Below are 18,019 nucleotides of genomic sequence, written 5' to 3' on the forward strand. Positions count from 1 at the left end.
CTCCATGTCAGGCTACCTGGCCGCTCTCGCCCGGCGGATGTCCAGAATCACTTGGAAGATCAGGACCAACACCGCGACGCCCATCAACAATGTCGACAGCGCGTAGGCGCCGTACTCGGCACCGCGGTTATACCGATCCGAGACCAGCAAGGTCAGGGTTTGGGACCTTCCCGGGAGGTTCGACGACACGATGATGACCGCACCGTATTCGCCGAGGGTGCGGGCGATGGTCAGCACGATGCCGTAGGTCAGACCCCACCGGATCGAGGGCAGGGTGATCCGCCAAAAAGTCTGCCACCAGCCCGATCCCAAGGTCGCGGCCGCCTCCTCCTGGTCGGTCCCCAATTCGTGCAGGACCGGTTCCACCTCGCGCACAACGAAGGGCAGGGTGACGAAGATGCTGGCAAGGACGATGCCGGGCAACCCGAAGATGATCTTGAATCCGAGGTCGTTTTCCACGAAGCCGAATGCGCCGGCCGATCCCCACAACAGGATCAGGGCAACGCCGACGATGACCGGCGACACCGCGAAAGGCAGATCGATGACCGCCTGCAGCACGCCCTTGCCACGAAACCGATTGCGGGCGAGCACCAGAGCGGTGGGAATGCCGAAAACTACGTTCAGCGGCACCACGATGGCAACCACCAGCAAGGTCAGGTTCAGCGCCGAGATCGCCGCGGGAGTGCTCACCCAGTCGAAGAACTGGCCAAAGCCGGGCCGAAACGTCCGCCACAAGATCAGGGCAACCGGAACGACCAGCAATACGAAAAGGTATGCGAGCCCGACGAATCGGATCAGGTATCGAACCCTGGGCGATGAGGTCACGCCGCCAACTCCTCACGCTTGGCCGCGCGTCCGCCCACGATCCGCAGAATGAACAGCACCACAAACGAAATCGACAGCAAGACGATGGATATCGCGGCGGCACCGGTGCGGTCGTCGTTCTCGATCAGGGTGCGTATCCACTGCGATGACACTTCGGTCTTGCCCGGTACCGCGCCACCGATCAGGACCACCGACCCGAACTCGCCGATCGCTCGTGAGAAAGCCAGGCCCGCGCCGGACAGCAAGGACGGTGTCAACGACGGCAGCACGACAGAAGTGAAAACCTTTGCGCCGCTGGCACCCAACGACGCGGCCGCCTCTTCGGTCTCCCGATCGATTTCCAGCAGCACCGGCTGCACGGCGCGCACCACGAATGGCAGCGTGACGAAGGCCAGCGCCACGGCCACGCCCCACGCCGTGTGCTGCAGATGCAGGCCTACCGGGCTGTTGTTGCCGTAGAGGGCCAGCATCACCAGGCTCGCGACGATGGTGGGCAGCGCGAAGGGCAGGTCGATGATCGCATCGACGAGCCGCTTGCCGACGAAGTCGTCCCGCACCAGCATCCACGCGATGATCAGGCCGAACACCAGATTCACCAAGGTCACCCCGGCGGATATGGTCAGGGTGACCCGGAACGACTCCAACGCGGCGTTTGACGTCACCGCCAACCAGAAGGCGTGCCACCCACCGCCCGCGGCCTGCCATGCGATGGCGGCCAGCGGCAGCAGCACGATCACCGAAAGCCACAGCGTTGCCACTCCCACCCGCAGTGACGTGGTACCCGACCAGCGACGCCCCGAATTCGCTTGGCGGTGCCCGGCGTCACCGGCCGGGTGACCGAGCTCCGGCCTGATTGCCTGAGGGTCGGGCGTGATCGCGGCCGTCATCCGGTGGCCTGCATGTAGATCTTGGTGATGCTGCCGGTGGTCTTGTCGAACAACTGCGGGTCCACCGCGCTCCAGCCACCGAGGTCGGCAATCGTCCACAGTTTCGCCGGCGCCGGAAACTGATCACGGAATTCGGCGGCGATGGCCGGATCGACCGGCCGAAAGCCCGCCTGCCCCCACACCTTCTGCGCCGTGGCCGTGTACTGGAAATTCTTGAAGGCGACCGCGGCGTCCAGGTGCGGGCTGGTTGTTACCACCGCAACCGGATTGTCGATTTTGAAAGTCTGCGGCGGGTTGATGTGCTCAACCGGTTTGCCTGCGCGCTCGGTGGCGATCGCCTCGTTCTCGTAACTGATCAAGACATCCCCGCTGCCCTGAACGAAAACATCGGTGGCCTCCCTCCCCGAACCGGGCCGCAATTTGATGTGTTCATGCACCAGCTTGCTGATGAAGTCGACGCCGGCTTGGGTGTTGCCGCCGCCTTCGCTCTTGACGGCGTACGGTGCGAGCAAATTCCACTTGGCCGACCCCGAGCTCAGCGGACTGGGCGTGATGACCTCCACCCCCGGCCGCAGCAGGTCATCCCAGTCCTTGATGTTTTTGGGATTGCCCTTACGCACCACCAGGGTTACCACCGACCCGAACGGAATTCCCTTGGTGGCGTCGGTATTCCAATCTTTGGATACCTTGCCGGCCTTCACCAATCGCGTGATGTCCGGTTCGACCGAGAAGTTCACGATGTCGGCCGGCTTGCCGTCGACGACTCCGCGCGACTGGTCGCCGGAGGCGCCGTAGGAGGTGATCACCTGGATGCCCTTGCCCTCCTCGGCGGCGTTGAAGGCGGGGACGACCTTGCTCCAGCCGGGTTCTGGGACTGAATAGGCCACCAGCGTGATACTGGTGCGCGCATTGGTCGGGCCGCCCCCGCCCACGACGTCACTGGCGCCGCCACTACACCCCGAGATGACTGCGACGATGAGGGCGAGCGCACTCACCGGCCGCCAGCGCGAAGCGATGTCGTGGAGCATTCGGGCCTTCCAGTACGGGGACTTAGGTGATAGTGGTCCCGTTGCTGCGGAAAGGCGCCTAAACGACTGGGAGGCCTGACGAACCCCATACCAGACCGCACACGGGATTGGCGGTCAGCGACAACAGTGCACGAAGACATGGCGTTCTACGACACCGGATGTCACGTGCATGGCGGGAAGCCTAACAGGAATCGCCGGGCCCGCCACCGCTCGCGTCGCCGTGCGCGCACGCCGCGCGAAGTCGCGCAATCAGTGCGTTAGCCACCACGCGACGATCACCAGCACCACGAGCGAGACCAGAATCAATGTCACGTGTGACCGAGGCATAGGCGTTACCCGGGCGCCTCACCGGCGTGGCGGGCCCGGCGCATCAGGGCGATGCTTTTGCCGAGCAGGCCATCGAGCAGTCCCGCCGTGACCGCGGCCATTACCAGCACAACCGGCATCACCACCATGGCCTGGAGTACGAAAGCGAGCCCGGAAAGCCACAGCTCGTTGCCGTCCCACCAATTCAGGAAAGCGGTCACGGGGCTCACCCTATTCGGCTCTGCAGCCGAAAACCAATGTGCCAAGATCGGCCCATGTCCCCCCCGACGTCCCCACCCGCGGCAACGGCCTGCCTGATCGCCGGCGGCGGCCCGGCGGGCATGGTGCTGGGCCTGCTGCTGGCACGCGCCGGTGTAGACGTCACGGTGATGGAAAAGCACGCCGACTTCCTGCGTGATTTTCGCGGAGACACGGTGCACGCGAGCACCTTGCGACTGCTCGACGAACTGGGTCTCGGCTCACGATTCGCGGAAATTCCACATCGCCTCATCGACACCGTCCACATGGAGATAGAGAACGCACCGCTCGGCCTCGACCTGACCCGCCTTCCGGGGGCGCACAAGCACATCGCACTGGTGCCGCAATGGGACTTCCTGGAGCTGGTGGCCACCGCCGCCGAGGCAGAACCGAGCTTCCGGCTGTTGCGCAGCACCGAGGTGATCGGCGTCATCCGGGACGCCGACCGCGTCGTCGGCGTCACCTACCGAGACCCGGCCGGCGAGCTCAAGGAGATGCGCGCCGAATTGACCGTGGCCTGCGACGGTCGCTCTTCGACGGTGCGTTCCTCGGTCGGCGTCACACCGCACAGCTTCGGCGCGCCCATGGATGTGTGGTGGTTCCGGTTGCCCCGCCACCCCGGCGATCCGCGGGGTCTGGCCGGCGTGTTGCGGGCCGGACACGCCGTCATCGTGATCGATCGCGGCGATTACTTCCAGATCGCCTACATCATCCCGAAGGGAACCGACGCCCGGCTGCGGTCGGAGGGCGTCGAAGCGCTGCACCGAGCGCTGGTCGGCATGGTGCCCTGGCTCGGTGACCGCGTGCAGACGCTGACGTCTTTCGATGACGTGAAACTGCTTGACGTACAACTGAATCGGCTTCGCCGCTGGTATGCCGACGGCGTCTTGTTCATCGGCGACTCCGCGCACGCGATGTCGCCGGTCGGCGGGATCGGCATCAACCTGGCGGTGGCCGACGCGGTGGCGGCCGCCCGCATTCTGGCCGACGCGCTGCGGGCGGGACGGGTGCCCACCCGGCGACTCGCCCGCGTGCAGGCGCGCCGCTGGTTTCCCACCGCCCTGCTGCAGACCGCGCAACGGTTGATCCATGCCAACGTGATCGCCGCGGCGGTAGGCGGAAACGCCCGGCGTGCGCCGCTGGGCGTGCGGCTGGTGGGCCGCTCGCCGGCGCTGCGGCGAGCACTGGGCTATCTCGTCGCGATCGGCCCGCTTCCGGAGCACGCGCCGAGGTTTGCCCAGCGCCGCGGGTGACCCGAAGTGGCGCCACGTCGGCGAAAGAATGGACGCCGGACCGCTCAACAGATGATGATGTCGGGATGGTCCTGCACGCCCAGCCCGACGACCAGCCCGCCGACGCCATGCCCGAGGAGGCATTTCAAGCGGAGGCGGCGGCCTTGCCATCGCCGATCGACTTCAGCGCACCGGCGCCGCTGGCTTCGAGCGGGGCACTGCGGAACCCGTTCCCGCCGATCGCGGACTATGCGTTCTTGTCCGACTGGGAGACGACCTGCCTGATCTCCCCGGCCGGCTCGGTCGAATGGATGTGCGTGCCGCGCCCGGACTCCCCCAGCGTCTTCGGCGCCATCCTGGACCGCAGCGCCGGCCATTTCCGGCTCGGCCCCTACGGCGTTTCGGTGCCCTCGGCCCGCCGCTACCTGCCCGGCAGCCTGATCATGGAGACGACGTGGCAGACCCACACCGGGTGGCTCATCGTGCGTGACGCGCTGGTGATGGGGCCGTGGCACGACATCGAGCGCCGGTCCAGGACCCACCGCCGCACGCCGATGGACTGGGACGCCGAGCACATCCTGCTGCGTACGGTGCGCTGCGTGAGCGGCACCGTCGAGCTGATGATGAGCTGCGAGCCCGCGTTCGACTACCACCGCGTGGGCTCCACCTGGGAATACTCGGCCAACGCGTACGGCGAGGCGGTCGCGCGGGCCGCCAAGCAGCCCGATGCCCACCCGACCCTGCGGCTCACCACCAACCTGCGGATCGGGCTGGAGGGCCGCGAAGCCCGCGCCCGCACCCGGATGAAGGAGGGCGACGACGTGTTCGTCGCCCTGAGCTGGACCAAGCACCCGGCGCCGCAAACCTACGAAGAGGCCGCCGACAAGATGTGGCAGACCACCGAGTGCTGGCGGCAATGGATCAACATCGGCAACTTCCCCGACCACCCGTGGCGCGCCTACCTGCAGCGCAGCGCGCTCACACTGAAGGGGCTGACGTACTCGCCCACCGGGGCGCTGCTGGCGGCCGCCACCACCTCGCTGCCGGAAACGCCGCAGGGCGAACGCAACTGGGACTACCGCTACGCCTGGGTGCGCGACTCCACGTTCGCGTTGTGGGGGCTGTACACCCTCGGACTGGATCGGGAGGCCGACGACTTCTTCGCGTTCATCGCCGACGTCTCCGGCGCCAACAGCAACGAACGCCACCCGCTGCAGGTGATGTACGGCGTGGGCGGCGAACGCAGCCTGGTGGAAGAAGACCTGCACCATTTGTCCGGTTATGACCACGCCCGGCCGGTGCGCATCGGCAACGGCGCCTACGACCAGGTCCAGCACGACATCTGGGGCTCCATCCTCGATTCGTTCTATCTGCACTGCAAATCCCGTGAGCAGATCCCGGAAAGCTTGTGGCCGGTGCTCAAGAAACAGGTGGAAGAGGCCATCAAGCACTGGCGGGAGCCCGATCGGGGCATCTGGGAGGTCCGCGGCGAACCGCAGCACTTCACCTCGTCGAAGGTGATGTGCTGGGTGGCGCTCGACCGCGGGGCGAAGCTGGCCGAGCGGCAGGGCGAGAAGAGCTATGCCCAGCAGTGGCGGGCCATCGCCGAGGAGATCAAGGACGACATCCTGCAACACGGGGTGGACTCCCGCGGGGTGTTCACCCAGCGCTACGGCACCGACGCGCTGGACGCCTCACTGCTGCTGGTGGTGCTCACGCGATTCCTGCCGCCGGACGACCCCAGGGTGCGCAACACGGTGCTGGCCATCGCCGACGAACTCACCCAGGAAGGCCTGGTGCTGCGCTACCGCGTGGAGGAGACCGACGACGGGCTGTCCGGCGAGGAAGGCACGTTCACGATCTGCTCGTTCTGGTTGGTGTCGGCGCTGGTGGAGATCGGCGAGGTGGCGCGCGCCAAGCGATTGTGCGAGCGGCTGCTGTCCTACGCCAGCCCGTTGCACCTCTACGCCGAGGAGATCGAACCCCGGACGGGCCGGCACCTGGGCAACTTCCCGCAAGCGTTCACCCACCTGGCGCTGATCAACGCGGTGGTGCACGTGATCCGCGCCGAGGAGGAGGCCGACGGCTCCGGGATGTTCCAGCCCGCCAACGCGCCGATGTAGCGGCGATCGCAAGCACGGCTGTGGCGATCGCAAGCGCGGCGAAGCCGGCCGAAGCGGGTCGCCACGATCAGGACAAGCCGGGCGAAGCGGGTCGCCACCATGGGATGTATTACCGCGTCAGCTCAGCGCGCTGACCTTGTCTCGCATGACTTGCGCGATGTCCAGCGCGCTGGATCCTTCCTGCGATGCGCCCGGTGAGTTGACAAAGTCGACCTCGACTTCGACGAGGCAATTGTCTCGCACACCGATGCCCCGCGCGGCGGGAACGGATGACGAGACGAAGCCGGGCGCGCTCCACTCCGTCGAAATAGTCGCCGCGACAACGGAAGTGGCGCTTTGGACGTCACTGACTTTCACTTCCAGCGGTAAGGTTCCGCCGACGATGGGCACCGTCTTGCCATCACATTCGTGCCACTGCCTGGAAAACGTCGCGAACAGTGCGTTGGCGTCGGCAGTCGTGGGCAAGCTGATGGCGGCCTCGTCCACCCCGGCCACCGTCGCGGCCGGCACGGCAGCGGGCCGCCACGTCTTGAGCGCAACGCCTTTCACGTTGGCGGATCGGTAGGCGGCCCCCTGCATCATCACCGCTACTCCCAGGCAATCTCCGGGCCAACCGGTATCGCCCGGCAACATCTCCGGCCCGCCGAAAAGCGGGGGGAAACGCGGGTCGATCTCAAGGGGCTCCTTGACCATTCGGGATAGCGCACTCTCGCCCAGCAGCACCCGATTCAGCGTCTGCCCATCAAGGAACCGTGCCGCAAGGTTCGCCGCCGGCCGCGCGGCACCATCGACCGTGGCGGAGCAGCTCATGGTCAACATCAAGAGGGCGAATAGTGTTGCCCACCAACGGCTTCGTCGCCTGCCGGGGCTACGCGACAACGCGGCGACAAACGCGTCCCCAGACACGCCGATGCGACGGATGCTTCCCATGCGCTTCCTGCTCACCTCCTACCTAACCCAAATGTAGGTTCGAGGTGAGGCGAACGCCGTAGGCCACACCGCAAGCACAGCTCAACCCCAGAAATGTCCCAGGTTTCGCCGGTGCCCGCGTCAGCTCAGCGCGCTCACCTTGTCCATCAGCGCGTGCGCGAGTTCGATGGCGCTGCGGTGCACATCGCCGGACCCCTCGTCCGACGGGCTCGTCGAGCCGAAGAACGCCAGCTCGACCTCGACAAGGCAGTTCCCCCGGAGGCCGAGGGCGCGCGCCTCGGGCCTGGGCCCGCTGGAAGGCAAGCCGGGCAATTGGGTGTCGATCGAAAGGGTCGCCGCGAGAACCGAATCGGAAACACGCACGTCGGAAATGGTGTCCAGGAAGACGATCGCGGGGCGGTCGGCGATGATGCTGGGGCGCCCGATGGTCACGGTCGTGCCGTCGCAGTCGCGCCATTGCTGCGAGAACTGTTGGAACAGCGCGGTGGCCCCGGCGGCGCTGGACAGGGCGACCACGCCCTCGGTGACACTGATCACCTTCGCCGGCCCGTGCTGGTTCCACCACGTCTCCCGCGCCGCATTCTTGACGTCGGCGGATCGGTAGGCATCCTTCACCATCATCGAGGCGACACCGACGCAGTTGGCGGGCGAAACTGCGCCGAAGGCCGGCGGCAGCACCTCGGGACCGCCGAACCGCGCCGGGAGTTCGTTCTTGCTTCCGAAGGACTGGCCGAGCAGCTTCGACAGCTCAGCGTCGTCGAGGAGCACTTTCTTGACGGGTTGCCCGGTTACCGGGTGCGGTTTCAGATTCGGCGCGGGCCGCGCGGTGCCGTCGACGGTGCAGCCGGTGGCGAGCACGACGGCCAACAGGCCCGTGAGGATGGTTCGGCGCGTCGACATCAGTTGGTGCTCGAGACTTTTCGCAACATCGCCTGAACGACTTGGATGGACCGGGTCCTGGCCTGCGCGTGCGGCCCGACGGCGACTTTGACGTCAGCGATGACGTCGCCCGTGGTGCCGACTGCCCGCTCGTTCGGGGATGGCGGCGTGTGATGGTTGTCCCACGCGATGACGGTAGCGGAAAGTATCGGTCCGTCGACGCGGACGTCGGTCACCTTCGAGTACAACTCGGTGTTGCTTCGGTCGTGTGTGTACATGGTGACGGTGGTGTCCGTGCAGCGTTGCCATTGCTGAACGAACGACGCGAAGAGTCGTTGCGCGTCGGGCGTGGTCGCCAGCTCGATCGCCGCTGCTGTTGCGCTGGACGCTTGTCTGCCAGAGCCGTAGTTCCAATAGTCCTGCGTCGCAACGCGGCGCACCGGGCCCTTTTCGTAGACGAGGCGCATCGCGGGGGCGAGGGCCCCGAGGCATTCGATGGGGGCGGCGCCACCAGCGTCACGAATCCCGTCGGGCAGCACATCGATACCACCCACCAGCGGCGGACTGTGTGGCGGGAGCTCGTTTCCGACGGCGGCGCTGACCTCGGCGGCGTCCGGTAAGACCTGTGAGAGCACCAACGCGGCTCCACCGAGGGGGCCAGTGCGCGTGGGGGTTCCGGCCACTGTCGTGACGCATCCCGTGCCGAGCAGGCTGAGACCGACAACGCCAATGGCTCGCATCAGCATCACGACTACTTCTTGCCCTTGTCCCCCGCGGCGTCGGTGGACAATGCCGCGACGAAGGCTTCCTGCGGCACGTCCACCCGGCCGATGGTCTTCATCCGCTTCTTGCCCTCCTTCTGCTTTTCCAGCAGTTTGCGTTTGCGGGTGATGTCTCCGCCGTAGCATTTCGATAGCACGTCTTTGCGGATCGCCCGAATATTCTCGCGCGCAATGATTTTCGATCCGATGGCCGCCTGCACCGGCACCTCGAACTGCTGGCGCGGAATGAGCTCTTTCAGCTTGGTGGTCATCTTGTTGCCGTACGCCGAAGCCCCGTCCTTGTGCACGATCGCAGAGAACGCGTCGACGGCCTCGCCCTGCAGCAGGATGTCGACCTTGACCAGTTGGGCCTCCTGCTCGCCGGCCTCCTCGTAGTCGAGGCTGGCGTAGCCGCGGGTGCGCGACTTCAGCGAGTCGAAGAAGTCGAAGATGATCTCGCCGAGCGGCATCGTGTAGCGCAGTTCCACCCGTTCGGGTGACAGGTAGTCCATGCCGCCCAACTCGCCGCGGCGCGATTGGCACAGCTCCATGATGGTGCCGATGAACTCGCTGGGCGCGATGATGGTGGTCTTGACGACCGGCTCGTACACCGTGCGCACCTTGCCTTCCGGCCAGTCCGACGGGTTGGTCACCACGATCTCGCTGTTGTCCTCTTTGATGACCCGGTAGACGACGTTCGGCGAGGTGGAGATCAGATCCAGGTTGAACTCGCGCTCCAGGCGTTCGCGGGTGATCTCCATGTGCAGCAGGCCAAGAAAGCCGCACCGGAACCCGAAGCCCAGCGCCACCGACGTTTCCGGCTCGTAGGTCAGGGCCGCGTCGTTGAGCTGCAGCCTGTCCAGGGCGTCGCGCAGATCCGGGTAATCGGAGCCGTCCACCGGATACAGGCCCGAGTACACCATGGGCTTGGGCTCGCGATACCCCGTGAGGGCCTCGGTGGCGCCGTGCCGGGCCGTCGTCACCGTGTCGCCGACCTTGGACTGGCGGACGTCCTTCACACCGGTGATCAGGTAGCCAACCTCGCCCACTCCCAGGCCGTCGCTGGCCTTGGGTTCGGGCGAGACGATGCCCACTTCGAGCAATTCGTGGGTGGCGCCGGTGGACATCATCAAGATGCGCTCCCGCGGGACGATCTTGCCGTCCATCACCCGGACGTAGGTCACCACACCGCGGTAGATGTCGTAGACGGAGTCGAAGATCATCGCGCGGGTGGGCGCGTCGGCGTCGCCTTTCGGATGCGGCACCAGCCGGACCACCTCGTCGAGAAGGTGAGCCACGCCCTCGCCGGTTTTGCCGGACACGCGCAGCACGTCGTCCGGCTCGCAGCCGATGATGTGTGCGAGCTCGCCGGCGTAGCGGTCCGGGTCGGCCGCGGGCAGGTCGATCTTGTTGAGCACCGGGATAATGGTCAAATCCCGATCCAGGGCCAGGTACAGGTTGGCCAGCGTCTGCGCCTCGATGCCCTGGGCCGCGTCGACCAGCAGCACCGCGCCCTCACAGGCTTCCAGCGCCCGCGACACCTCGTAGGTGAAGTCGACGTGGCCGGGGGTGTCGATCAGGTGCAGGACGTAATCTTCGTCCCCCACTTTCCAGGGCAGCCGGACGTTCTGCGCCTTGATGGTGATCCCGCGCTCCCGCTCGATGTCCATGCGGTCCAGGTACTGGGCCCGCATCATCCGCTCGTCGACGACGCCGGTGAGCTGAAGCATCCGGTCCGCCAGCGTGGACTTGCCGTGATCGATGTGGGCGATGATGCAGAAGTTCCGAATCTGCGCCGGCGCGGTGAAGGTCTTGTCGGCGAAACTGCTGATGGGAATCTCCTGGTCTGGACACGCTCGCGGCCGCTTGAACGTCGGCTCATTGGTATGTCCAGGGTATCTAGGCAGGGTGCCCGAGACATACTTGGACACAATCGCACCCGCGCGCCCGCGTCTATGCTGCGAATATGGCGTCGGCCCGCAAATCCCAGTGGAAGACGTTCCAGCGGTTCGCGGAAAACCTGGTCTTCGATCGGGCCCCGCGGCTGGCCCGGCACGTGCAGAACTCGCAGACCGTGCTGCGCGAACTGCAGCACGCCGTGAAGATCACCGCGAACGTCATCGCCGCCGCCGCGCCGCAACCGCCCGCGGTCACCGCGGGGCGCCCGGTGACCAGCACAAGCTTCCCGACCACGCAGCGCGCGCGCAAGCTGGTCTACGCCCCCGACCTCGACGGCCGGGCCGATCCCGGCGAGATCGTCTGGACGTGGGTGGTTTACGAGGACGACCCGACCCAGGGTAAGGACCGGCCCGTGCTCGTGGTCGGTCGTGACCGCCGCGTCCTACTGGGGTTGATGGTGTCCAGCCAGGAGCGCCACGCCGAGGACCGGGACTGGATCGGAATCGGTTCCGGCGCATGGGATTACGAGGGCAGGCCTAGCTGGGTTCGGTTGGACCGGGTGCTCGACGTTCCCGAGGAGAGCATTCGCCGCGAGGGCGCGATCCTGGACCGCGAGATCTTCGAAGTGGTGGCCGAGCGGCTGCGCGCGGACTACTCCTGGAGCTAGTCGCCCAGCGTGTAACCAGTGCGAAAAACGCCCGCATCTCCGCGCCGAACGCACGCTCGGCGAAGACGCAGTCAGCCCCGCCCGGCGACGATGCGCGGCGTGGAACGGCGTGACGTGGGGGCGCCCCAGCCGCTAAGCGGCGAGGGGGCGAGCCGGGCAGTCAGCCTTGCGTGATGTAGGACTGCAGCTGCTGCTGCTCGGCCTCGAGCTCTTCCATCCGGGTCTTCACCACGTCGCCGATGCTCACGATTCCGATCAGCTTCTTGCCGTCCAACACGGGCACATGGCGCACCCGGTTCTTGGTCATCAGCACGCTCAGGGAGTCGACTGTGTCGGCTTTCGTGCAGGTGGCGACGGTGGTGGTCATGATCTTCGAGATCGGGCGCGACAGCACGCTGGCGCCATGGGTGTGCAGCTCGCGCACGACGTCGCGCTCGGAGACGATGCCGACGACGCCCTCGTCGCCGACGACCACCATGGCGCCGATGTTCTGCTCGGCGAGGCCGGCGAGCAGCTCTTTCACCGTCGCCTCGGGGTTGATGGTCACCACCGCCGCGCCCTTGTTCCGCAAGACGTCTGCAATCCGCATCAAAGGCCTCCAGCTGGTTGTGATCCGCTTCACAACAGGCTACGGCTAACTCGTGCGGCGCAAAAGCCCGACGAGAACCGGTAGCCGATCCGTGTCCATACCCTGACGTCGCCGTTCGAAAACTGGGCGCTCGATCGGTCGGATCGCCGGATTGGGCCACTGGACAGGGGCGCGGCTTGCAAGATAGGGGCCATGATCGAGATCACGCTGCTGGGAACCGGGAGCCCGATCCCGGACCCGAACCGGGCCGGCCCGTCGACTCTGGTGCGGGCCGGCGGGCAGGTGTTTCTGGTGGACTGCGGGCGTGGGGTGTTGCAGCGCGCGGCGGCGGTGGGCGTGGGCGCCGCCGGATTGACGGCGCTGCTGATCACCCATCTGCACAGCGACCACATCGGAGACCTCGGCGACCTCCTGATCACCCGCTGGATCAGCACCTTCGCGCCGGATCCCACGCCGCTGCCGATCATCGGACCGCCCGGGACCGCGGAGACCGTCGAGGCGACGCTGCACGCGTTCCGCCACGACATCGAGTACCGGCTCGCCCACCACGCCGACCTCAACGCGCCACCGTCGGTCGAGGTCCACGAGTACACCGAGGGGGCGGTGTGGGACCGCGACGGCGTGTCGATCCGGGTGGCACCGACCGATCACCGACCGGTGACCCCGACCATCGGGTTCCGCATCGACTATGGCACGGCGTCGGTGGTGCTCGCCGGGGACACGGTGCCCTGCGCCGGCCTCGACCAGCTGGCGGCCGGCGCCGGCGCTCTGGTGCACACCGTGATCCGTAAGGACATCGTCGGCAACATCCCGCAACAGCGGCTCCAGGACATCTGTGATTACCACTCGTCGGTCGAGGAGGCGGCGGCAACCGCGGCCCGCGCGGGGGTGGGCACCCTCGTCATGACGCACTACGTGCCCGCGCTGGTGCCGGGCCAAGAAGAGCAGTGGCGGGCCCTGGCGGCTTCGGCGTTCGACGGGCGGATCGAGCTCGGCGACGACCTGCATCGCGTCGAAATCAACGCGCCGTAACGGTCATTCTCCAATGCCGTTGCGGCGCAACGGCAGCAGCGCCCCGGCCAGCACCAGCCAGGACAGCGCCAACACCCTGGCAACCGGCAGGGTCACGCCCAGGTCCGGCCAGACCAACACCGCCGTCGCCGCTTCGGCGAGGGCGGCGATCACCAGGCCGGCCCAGGCCACCGGGCTCGGCAGCAAACCCCGGCTCAGGCCGGGTCCCGCGATCCCGGCGACCAGCAGGCCCAGGGCCACGATGTGCCCCGGGCCGCCGACCAGAAAGACCAATAGGTACAACGCGCGGACCAACGTCGCGTCCGCGGCGACTTCGGGCCGCGACAGCGGCCAGGCCAGCAAGCCGCACAGCCCCAGCGCGCCGGCAGCCACGACGCCTCCCGTGAGCGCGATCGCGGCCCCCGGCCCGGCGGCGCCGAGCCGGCGCAGCCGGACGCTGACCGTCGCCGCGTAGGCCGCCAACGGCACCGACGCCGCAAACGTCGCCACGGCGATGACGCGCACGGCGACCGGCTCCGCACGGACGTAGGCCACCACCGCGGCCACCGGGCCGTATGGCAACGGCATCACACCGCCCAGGGCGACCCCGACGGCGATCCCACCGAAGAGCACCGCGACACACAGCACGGACAGCAGCAGCAACCACGGGCAACCACGGTGAGACGCAGTGTCGTTCATGGCGTGAACGCTATGCCCGCGCCGGCTAAGCCAGCCGGGTGACCTCCACGACGACGTCGAGATCGGTCGCCCCCTGACCGGAGTAAATGCCTTTCAGGGGAGGGACGTCGGTGTAGTCGCGGCCGGCGCCCACGCCGACGTATTGCTCCGAGATCTCGGTTCCGTGGGTGGGGTCGTAACTCCACCAGCCGCCCGTCCACGCCTGAATCCACGCGTGGCTGCGCCCGTCCACGGTGTCCCCGACGACGGCGTCGCGCTTCGGATGCAGGTAACCCGACACGTAGTACGCGGGAATCCCCATGGCCCGCAACAACATCAGCGACAAGTGCACGAAGTCCTGGCAGACACCCCTGCCCGCGTTCAACGCGTCCAGCCCCGACGAGTGCACGCTGGTGGTTCCCGGGAGATATTCCAGCTCACCGCGCACCCAGTCGCCGGCGGCGGCGACGGCCTCGGCGGGCTGGTGCGACTTGGCGATCTTCTTGGCCACGGACGCAACCTTCTTGCTCGCCGGGGTGTGCCCGGTGGGGCGAAGCAGTTCGTCGAACCGATCGATCACCGCCTCGGACTTGAGCTCACCCCAGTCGACTTCGCTCACCGGCGGTTCCGGCTGCTCGGTCTCGACCACCGACGACGACGTCACCGTGAGGTCGGTGTGCGGCGCGTGCAGATCGAATGCCGTTACGGCGGTGCCCCAATAGTCGATATAGCGATAGGACCGGGTCGCGGGGATCGTTTCGACGCGATTGAGGATGACGTTTTGCCTGGTGTTCGACCGTGGGGTCAACCGGGCTTCGTTGTAGGACGCGGTCACCGCCGACTGGTAGGCGTACCCGGTGGTGTGCACCACCCGCAGCCGCCACATCAGCCGTCCCCTTTCCTGCTGACCAGGCGGCCGCGATCCCCGGCATCCGACCACGCCACCCACGGGGTGACGTGAAAGTACTGCACCGACAACGCTTCTCCGACATCGTGGCAGGTTCGCTGCAGGCCCCCCAGGCGCGTCTCCAGGGACTCCAGCAGTACACCGGGTTGCACGAATTCGAGTTCGCTTCGGGCCTGCCCGAGCAGCCGCTGCGCCTCCCCGGTTGCCCCGATCCGGCTCTGCCGAGAGTGCAGCAATTCGTCGAGGTTGTGTTCGGCGAGCCGCAGCGAATAGAACACCGAACGCGGGAACAACCGGTCCAGCAGCATGAATTCGACCACCCGCCCGGCGTCCAGCACGCCACGGTAGGTGCGCAGGTAGGTGTCATGCGCACCCGCCGAACGCAACAGCGTGACCCACGCCGGGGACGAAGCGCTGTCCCCCACTCGCGAAAGCAACAGCCGCACCGTCATGTCCACCCGCTCGATCGCGCGGCCCAGCACCATGAAGCGGTATCCGTCGTCGCGGGACAGTGTCGAGTCGGCCAGGCCCGCGAACATCGCCGCCCGGCCCTCGATGTAGGACAGGAATTCATGGGGCCCAAGGCGTTTCGCGGCGCGCTCGCGCTCGGCCAGGGCGTGGTAGGTGGTGTTGAGGCACTCCCAGATCTCGCTGGACGTCACCTCGCGCGCCGACTTCGCGTTTTCCCGCGCCGCCGTGACGGCGTCGACGATCGAAGAACCACCCGCAGCGTTGGTGCTGAAGGCCACCAGGTCGGTCAGCGACCAGACGTCGAGGTCGTAGCTGGGGGGATCGATGCCGAGCACGCGCAGCAGCAACCGAGACGCCTGGTCCGGGTCGACGCTGGATTCCTCGAGCAGTTGGTGCAGCACCACATCGAGGATGCGGGCGGTGTCGTCGGCCCGTTCGACATAGCGACCGATCCAGAACAGCGCCTCCGCGTTACGGGCCAGCATCAGCGCTTCGCCCGCCGCTCTTGCTGCTGAAGCTGCTGTTCCTGGGGCGATTCCGTGGGTTGCGTCTGGGTCTGCGAGAAACGCTGCGCGCCGTCCAGCACCGGGTCGGACATCGACTCCGGCAGCGAGCGCACGACTTCCGCCGCGCCGAGCTCATGGTCACCGCCCGAGGTCCGCGACGCCAGCACCCAGGTGTCCTTCGAGCCACCGCCCTGGCTCGAGTTGACCACCCGCGAGCCCTCGACCAGGGCCACCCGGGTCAGCCCGCCGGGCAACACCCAGACGTCGTCGCCGTCGTTGACCGCGAACGGCCGCAGGTCGACATACCGGGGCGCCAGCGTGTTCCCGATCTGTGTCGGCACGGTCGACAGCTCCATCATCGGCTGGGCGATCCAGCTGCGCGGGTCGTCGCGAACCTTCTTGGCGACGGTGGCCAACTCCTTCTCGGAGGCTTCCGGCCCGAACACGATGCCGTAACCGCCGGACCCCTCGACCGGCTTGAGGACCAATTCGTCGATCCGGTCCAGCACCTCTTCGCGTTCGTCATCGAGCCAGCACCGGTAGGTCTCGACGTTGGCCAGCAGCGGCTTCTCCCCCAGGTAGTACTCGATCATCGTCGGCACATAGGTGTAGACGAGCTTGTCGTCGCCCACACCGTTGCCGATGGCGCTCGAGACGACCACGTTGCCGGCGCGCGCGGCGTTGACCAGGCCGGCCACCCCCAGGACCGAGTCGGCGCGGAACTGTAGCGGGTCCAAGAAGGCGTCGTCGATGCGCCGGTAGATGACGTCGACCTGCACCTCCCCCTCCGTGGTGCGCATGTAGACCTGGTTGTCGCGGCAGAACAGGTCGCGACCCTCGACCAGCTCGACCCCCATCTGGCGGGCCAGCAGCGAGTGCTCGAAGTAGGCCGAGTTGTACACCCCGGGAGTGAGCACCACCACGGTCGGGTCGGCCTCGTTGGTGGCCGCGGAATTGCGCAAGGCGCGCAGTAGGTGCGACGCGTAATCGTCGACTGCACGCACCCGGTGGGTGGCGAACAGATTCGGGAAAACCCGCGCCATGGTCCGCCGGTTCTCCATGACATACGACACCCCGGAGGGCGAGCGCAGGTTGTCCTCGAGGACCCGGAAGCTGCCCTTCTCGTCGCGGATCAGGTCGATGCCGGCGACGTGGATGCGGACGCCATTGGGTGGGACGATGCCCATCGCCTCGCGGTGGAAATGCTCGCAGGAAGTGATCAGGCGGCGCGGGATGATGTCGTCGTTCAGGATCTCCTGATCGCCGTAGATGTCGTCGAGATACATCTCGAGCGCCTTGACGCGCTGGATGATGCCGCGCTCCAACCGGCTCCACTCGGCGGCCGAGATGACCCGCGGAACCAGATCGAGCGGAAAAGGCCGCTCCTGACCCGACAGCGAGAACGTGATGCCCTGGTCGATGAACGCGCGACCCAGCGCTTCGGCGCGGGCCTTCAGGTCCGAGGCGTCCGACGGCGCGAGCTCGGCGTAGATGCCCTTATAGGGACCCCGAACGGTGCCGTGGGCGTCGAACATCTCGTCAAATGCCATCGAATAGATGTCTGAGGACGTGTTGTAGCCGCCGAAAATGCGCTCGGCACGCGCGGCGCGCAACCCCCGCCCGGTTTCCTCGAGCTGGCTCGGAAGACTCACTTTTTAGATGCTGCCTCAAATTGACGTTATGGCAGGCCACGGGTTCCCGTTTTGGGAGAAAACGTAACCGACTGATAACCTGGGCAGTCGCTGTGGTGATATCCGGCGCCCCCAACAAACGTCGAAGCGGAGAAGGAACTAGAAGCGTGGCCAACATCAAGTCGCAGCAGAAGCGCAATCGCACCAACGAGCGCGCTCGACTGCGCAATAAGTCCGTGAAGTCGTCGCTTCGCACCGCCGTCCGCGCGTTCCGTGAGGCCGCCCACGCCGGTGACAAGGAGAAGGCCTCGCAGTTGCTGGCCGCGACCACCCGCAAGCTGGACAAAGCGGCCAGCAAGGGCGTGATCCACAAGAATCAGGCGGCCAACAAGAAGTCGGCCCTGGCGCGCGCGCTCAACAAGATCTGACCC

Annotated in this window: 18 protein-coding genes; 5 read left to right on the forward strand and 13 right to left on the reverse strand. The window is 66.8% G+C overall.

Features of this window, described 5'->3' with window-relative positions; translation table 11 throughout:
• Nucleotides 1-12 precede the first annotated feature (12 nt).
• The 4 genes from cysW to A5781_RS07370 all read right to left on the reverse strand — a co-directional run bounded on the left by cysW (nt 13) and on the right by A5781_RS07370 (nt 3,267).
• Nucleotides 13-825 (reverse strand): sulfate ABC transporter permease subunit CysW, encoded by an 813-nt coding sequence (cysW, locus tag A5781_RS07355; RefSeq protein ID WP_067203304.1) that lies wholly within the window; start codon nt 823-825, stop codon nt 13-15.
• Nucleotides 822-1,712 (reverse strand): sulfate ABC transporter permease subunit CysT, encoded by an 891-nt coding sequence (gene cysT / locus A5781_RS07360; RefSeq protein ID WP_067203306.1) that lies wholly within the window; start codon nt 1,710-1,712, stop codon nt 822-824. The genes cysW and cysT overlap by 4 nt, the downstream gene beginning before the upstream one ends.
• On the reverse strand, nt 1,709-2,740 hold the full coding sequence (locus tag A5781_RS07365) for a sulfate ABC transporter substrate-binding protein (RefSeq protein WP_067203307.1): 1,032 nt from the start codon (nt 2,738-2,740) through the stop codon (nt 1,709-1,711). Before A5781_RS07365 ends, cysT begins: the two co-directional genes overlap by 4 nt.
• Nucleotides 2,741-3,072: 332 nt before the next feature.
• Complete coding sequence (locus A5781_RS07370; RefSeq protein WP_067203309.1) at nt 3,073-3,267, reverse strand: hypothetical protein; 195 nt, start codon at nt 3,265-3,267, stop codon at nt 3,073-3,075.
• Between the two features lie 54 nt (nt 3,268-3,321).
• Here A5781_RS07370 and A5781_RS07375 point away from each other — a divergent pair, with 54 nt between their 5' ends.
• Nucleotides 3,322-4,557: an FAD-dependent oxidoreductase gene (locus tag A5781_RS07375; protein ID WP_067203311.1), complete on the forward strand. Its 1,236-nt coding sequence runs from the start codon at nt 3,322-3,324 to the stop codon at nt 4,555-4,557.
• Between the two features lie 65 nt (nt 4,558-4,622).
• A complete protein-coding gene (locus tag A5781_RS07380) occupies nt 4,623-6,659 on the forward strand; it encodes a glycoside hydrolase family 15 protein (RefSeq protein WP_067203313.1) in 2,037 nt (678 codons plus the stop codon).
• Between the two features lie 117 nt (nt 6,660-6,776).
• Here the strand turns inward: A5781_RS07380 and A5781_RS07385 are convergent, their stop codons facing one another.
• The 4 genes from A5781_RS07385 to lepA all read right to left on the reverse strand — a co-directional run bounded on the left by A5781_RS07385 (nt 6,777) and on the right by lepA (nt 11,214).
• Entirely contained in the window at nt 6,777-7,589 is an 813-nt protein-coding gene (locus A5781_RS07385; RefSeq protein WP_082939246.1) for a sensor domain-containing protein, read from the reverse strand.
• Between the two features lie 120 nt (nt 7,590-7,709).
• Nucleotides 7,710-8,489 (reverse strand): sensor domain-containing protein, encoded by a 780-nt coding sequence (locus tag A5781_RS07390; protein ID WP_067203318.1) that lies wholly within the window; start codon nt 8,487-8,489, stop codon nt 7,710-7,712.
• Nucleotides 8,489-9,103, reverse strand: coding sequence for a sensor domain-containing protein (locus tag A5781_RS07395; RefSeq protein WP_231990659.1), 615 nt, complete (start codon nt 9,101-9,103; stop codon nt 8,489-8,491). Before A5781_RS07395 ends, A5781_RS07390 begins: the two co-directional genes overlap by 1 nt.
• Before the next feature lie 116 nt (nt 9,104-9,219).
• Entirely contained in the window at nt 9,220-11,214 is a 1,995-nt protein-coding gene (gene lepA, locus A5781_RS07400) for a translation elongation factor 4 (RefSeq protein WP_156624456.1), read from the reverse strand.
• Here lepA and A5781_RS07405 point away from each other — a divergent pair.
• Complete coding sequence (locus tag A5781_RS07405) at nt 11,196-11,795, forward strand: type II toxin-antitoxin system PemK/MazF family toxin (RefSeq protein ID WP_067203321.1); 600 nt, start codon at nt 11,196-11,198, stop codon at nt 11,793-11,795. The genes lepA and A5781_RS07405 overlap by 19 nt on opposite strands.
• 160 nt (nt 11,796-11,955) lie before the next feature.
• Here the strand turns inward: A5781_RS07405 and A5781_RS07410 are convergent, their stop codons facing one another.
• Entirely contained in the window at nt 11,956-12,384 is a 429-nt protein-coding gene (locus tag A5781_RS07410) for a CBS domain-containing protein (RefSeq protein WP_066952803.1), read from the reverse strand.
• Nucleotides 12,385-12,576: 192 nt separating this feature from the next.
• On the opposite strand from A5781_RS07410, the gene A5781_RS07415 reads away from it, so the two are divergent.
• Nucleotides 12,577-13,416 carry a ribonuclease Z gene (locus A5781_RS07415; RefSeq protein ID WP_067203324.1) on the forward strand — a complete coding sequence of 280 codons (840 nt, stop codon included), beginning with the start codon at nt 12,577-12,579 and terminating at the stop codon, nt 13,414-13,416.
• A 3-nt stretch (nt 13,417-13,419) separates the two neighbouring features.
• Here A5781_RS07415 and A5781_RS07420 read toward each other — a convergent pair whose 3' ends face one another.
• Genes A5781_RS07420 through A5781_RS07435 form a run of 4 tightly spaced genes read right to left on the reverse strand, consistent with a single transcriptional unit; the run spans nt 13,420 to nt 17,609 of the window.
• Nucleotides 13,420-14,094: a hypothetical protein gene (locus A5781_RS07420; RefSeq protein ID WP_067203327.1), complete on the reverse strand. Its 675-nt coding sequence runs from the start codon at nt 14,092-14,094 to the stop codon at nt 13,420-13,422.
• Between the two features lie 25 nt (nt 14,095-14,119).
• Nucleotides 14,120-14,959 (reverse strand): transglutaminase family protein, encoded by an 840-nt coding sequence (locus tag A5781_RS07425; protein ID WP_067203329.1) that lies wholly within the window; start codon nt 14,957-14,959, stop codon nt 14,120-14,122.
• A complete protein-coding gene (locus tag A5781_RS07430) occupies nt 14,959-15,936 on the reverse strand; it encodes an alpha-E domain-containing protein (protein ID WP_067203331.1) in 978 nt (325 codons plus the stop codon). The genes A5781_RS07425 and A5781_RS07430 overlap by 1 nt, the downstream gene beginning before the upstream one ends.
• A complete protein-coding gene (locus tag A5781_RS07435; protein WP_067203334.1) occupies nt 15,936-17,609 on the reverse strand; it encodes a circularly permuted type 2 ATP-grasp protein in 1,674 nt (557 codons plus the stop codon). The genes A5781_RS07430 and A5781_RS07435 overlap by 1 nt, the downstream gene beginning before the upstream one ends.
• Before the next feature lie 146 nt (nt 17,610-17,755).
• Here A5781_RS07435 and rpsT point away from each other — a divergent pair, with 146 nt between their 5' ends.
• Nucleotides 17,756-18,016, forward strand: a complete 261-nt coding sequence (gene rpsT, locus A5781_RS07440) for a 30S ribosomal protein S20 (RefSeq protein WP_067203336.1) — start codon at nt 17,756-17,758, stop codon at nt 18,014-18,016.
• Nucleotides 18,017-18,019 lie beyond the last annotated feature (3 nt).

It is taken from the genome of Mycobacterium sp. 852002-30065_SCH5024008 (assembly GCF_001665645.1).
Classification (GTDB): domain Bacteria; phylum Actinomycetota; class Actinomycetes; order Mycobacteriales; family Mycobacteriaceae; genus Mycobacterium; species Mycobacterium paraffinicum.

Bases quoted from the DNA above. Each gene is read 5' to 3' on its own strand.
- A5781_RS07430 (WP_067203331.1), bottom strand. From the start codon at position 15,936: ATGCTGGCCCGTAACGCGGAGGCGCTGTTCTGGATCGGTCGCTATGTC.
- A5781_RS07390 (WP_067203318.1), bottom strand. From the start codon at position 8,489: ATGTCGACGCGCCGAACCATCCTCACGGGCCTGTTGGCCGTCGTGCTC.
- A5781_RS07410 (WP_066952803.1), bottom strand. From the start codon at position 12,384: ATGCGGATTGCAGACGTCTTGCGGAACAAGGGCGCGGCGGTGGTGACC.
- A5781_RS07405 (WP_067203321.1), top strand. From the start codon at position 11,196: ATGGCGTCGGCCCGCAAATCCCAGTGGAAGACGTTCCAGCGGTTCGCG.
- A5781_RS07375 (WP_067203311.1), top strand. From the start codon at position 3,322: ATGTCCCCCCCGACGTCCCCACCCGCGGCAACGGCCTGCCTGATCGCC.
- A5781_RS07385 (WP_082939246.1), bottom strand. From the start codon at position 7,589: ATGGGAAGCATCCGTCGCATCGGCGTGTCTGGGGACGCGTTTGTCGCC.
- A5781_RS07380 (WP_067203313.1), top strand. From the start codon at position 4,623: ATGGTCCTGCACGCCCAGCCCGACGACCAGCCCGCCGACGCCATGCCC.
- A5781_RS07415 (WP_067203324.1), top strand. From the start codon at position 12,577: ATGATCGAGATCACGCTGCTGGGAACCGGGAGCCCGATCCCGGACCCG.
- A5781_RS07425 (WP_067203329.1), bottom strand. From the start codon at position 14,959: ATGTGGCGGCTGCGGGTGGTGCACACCACCGGGTACGCCTACCAGTCG.
- A5781_RS07365 (WP_067203307.1), bottom strand. From the start codon at position 2,740: ATGCTCCACGACATCGCTTCGCGCTGGCGGCCGGTGAGTGCGCTCGCC.
- cysT (WP_067203306.1), bottom strand. From the start codon at position 1,712: ATGACGGCCGCGATCACGCCCGACCCTCAGGCAATCAGGCCGGAGCTC.
- A5781_RS07420 (WP_067203327.1), bottom strand. From the start codon at position 14,094: ATGAACGACACTGCGTCTCACCGTGGTTGCCCGTGGTTGCTGCTGCTG.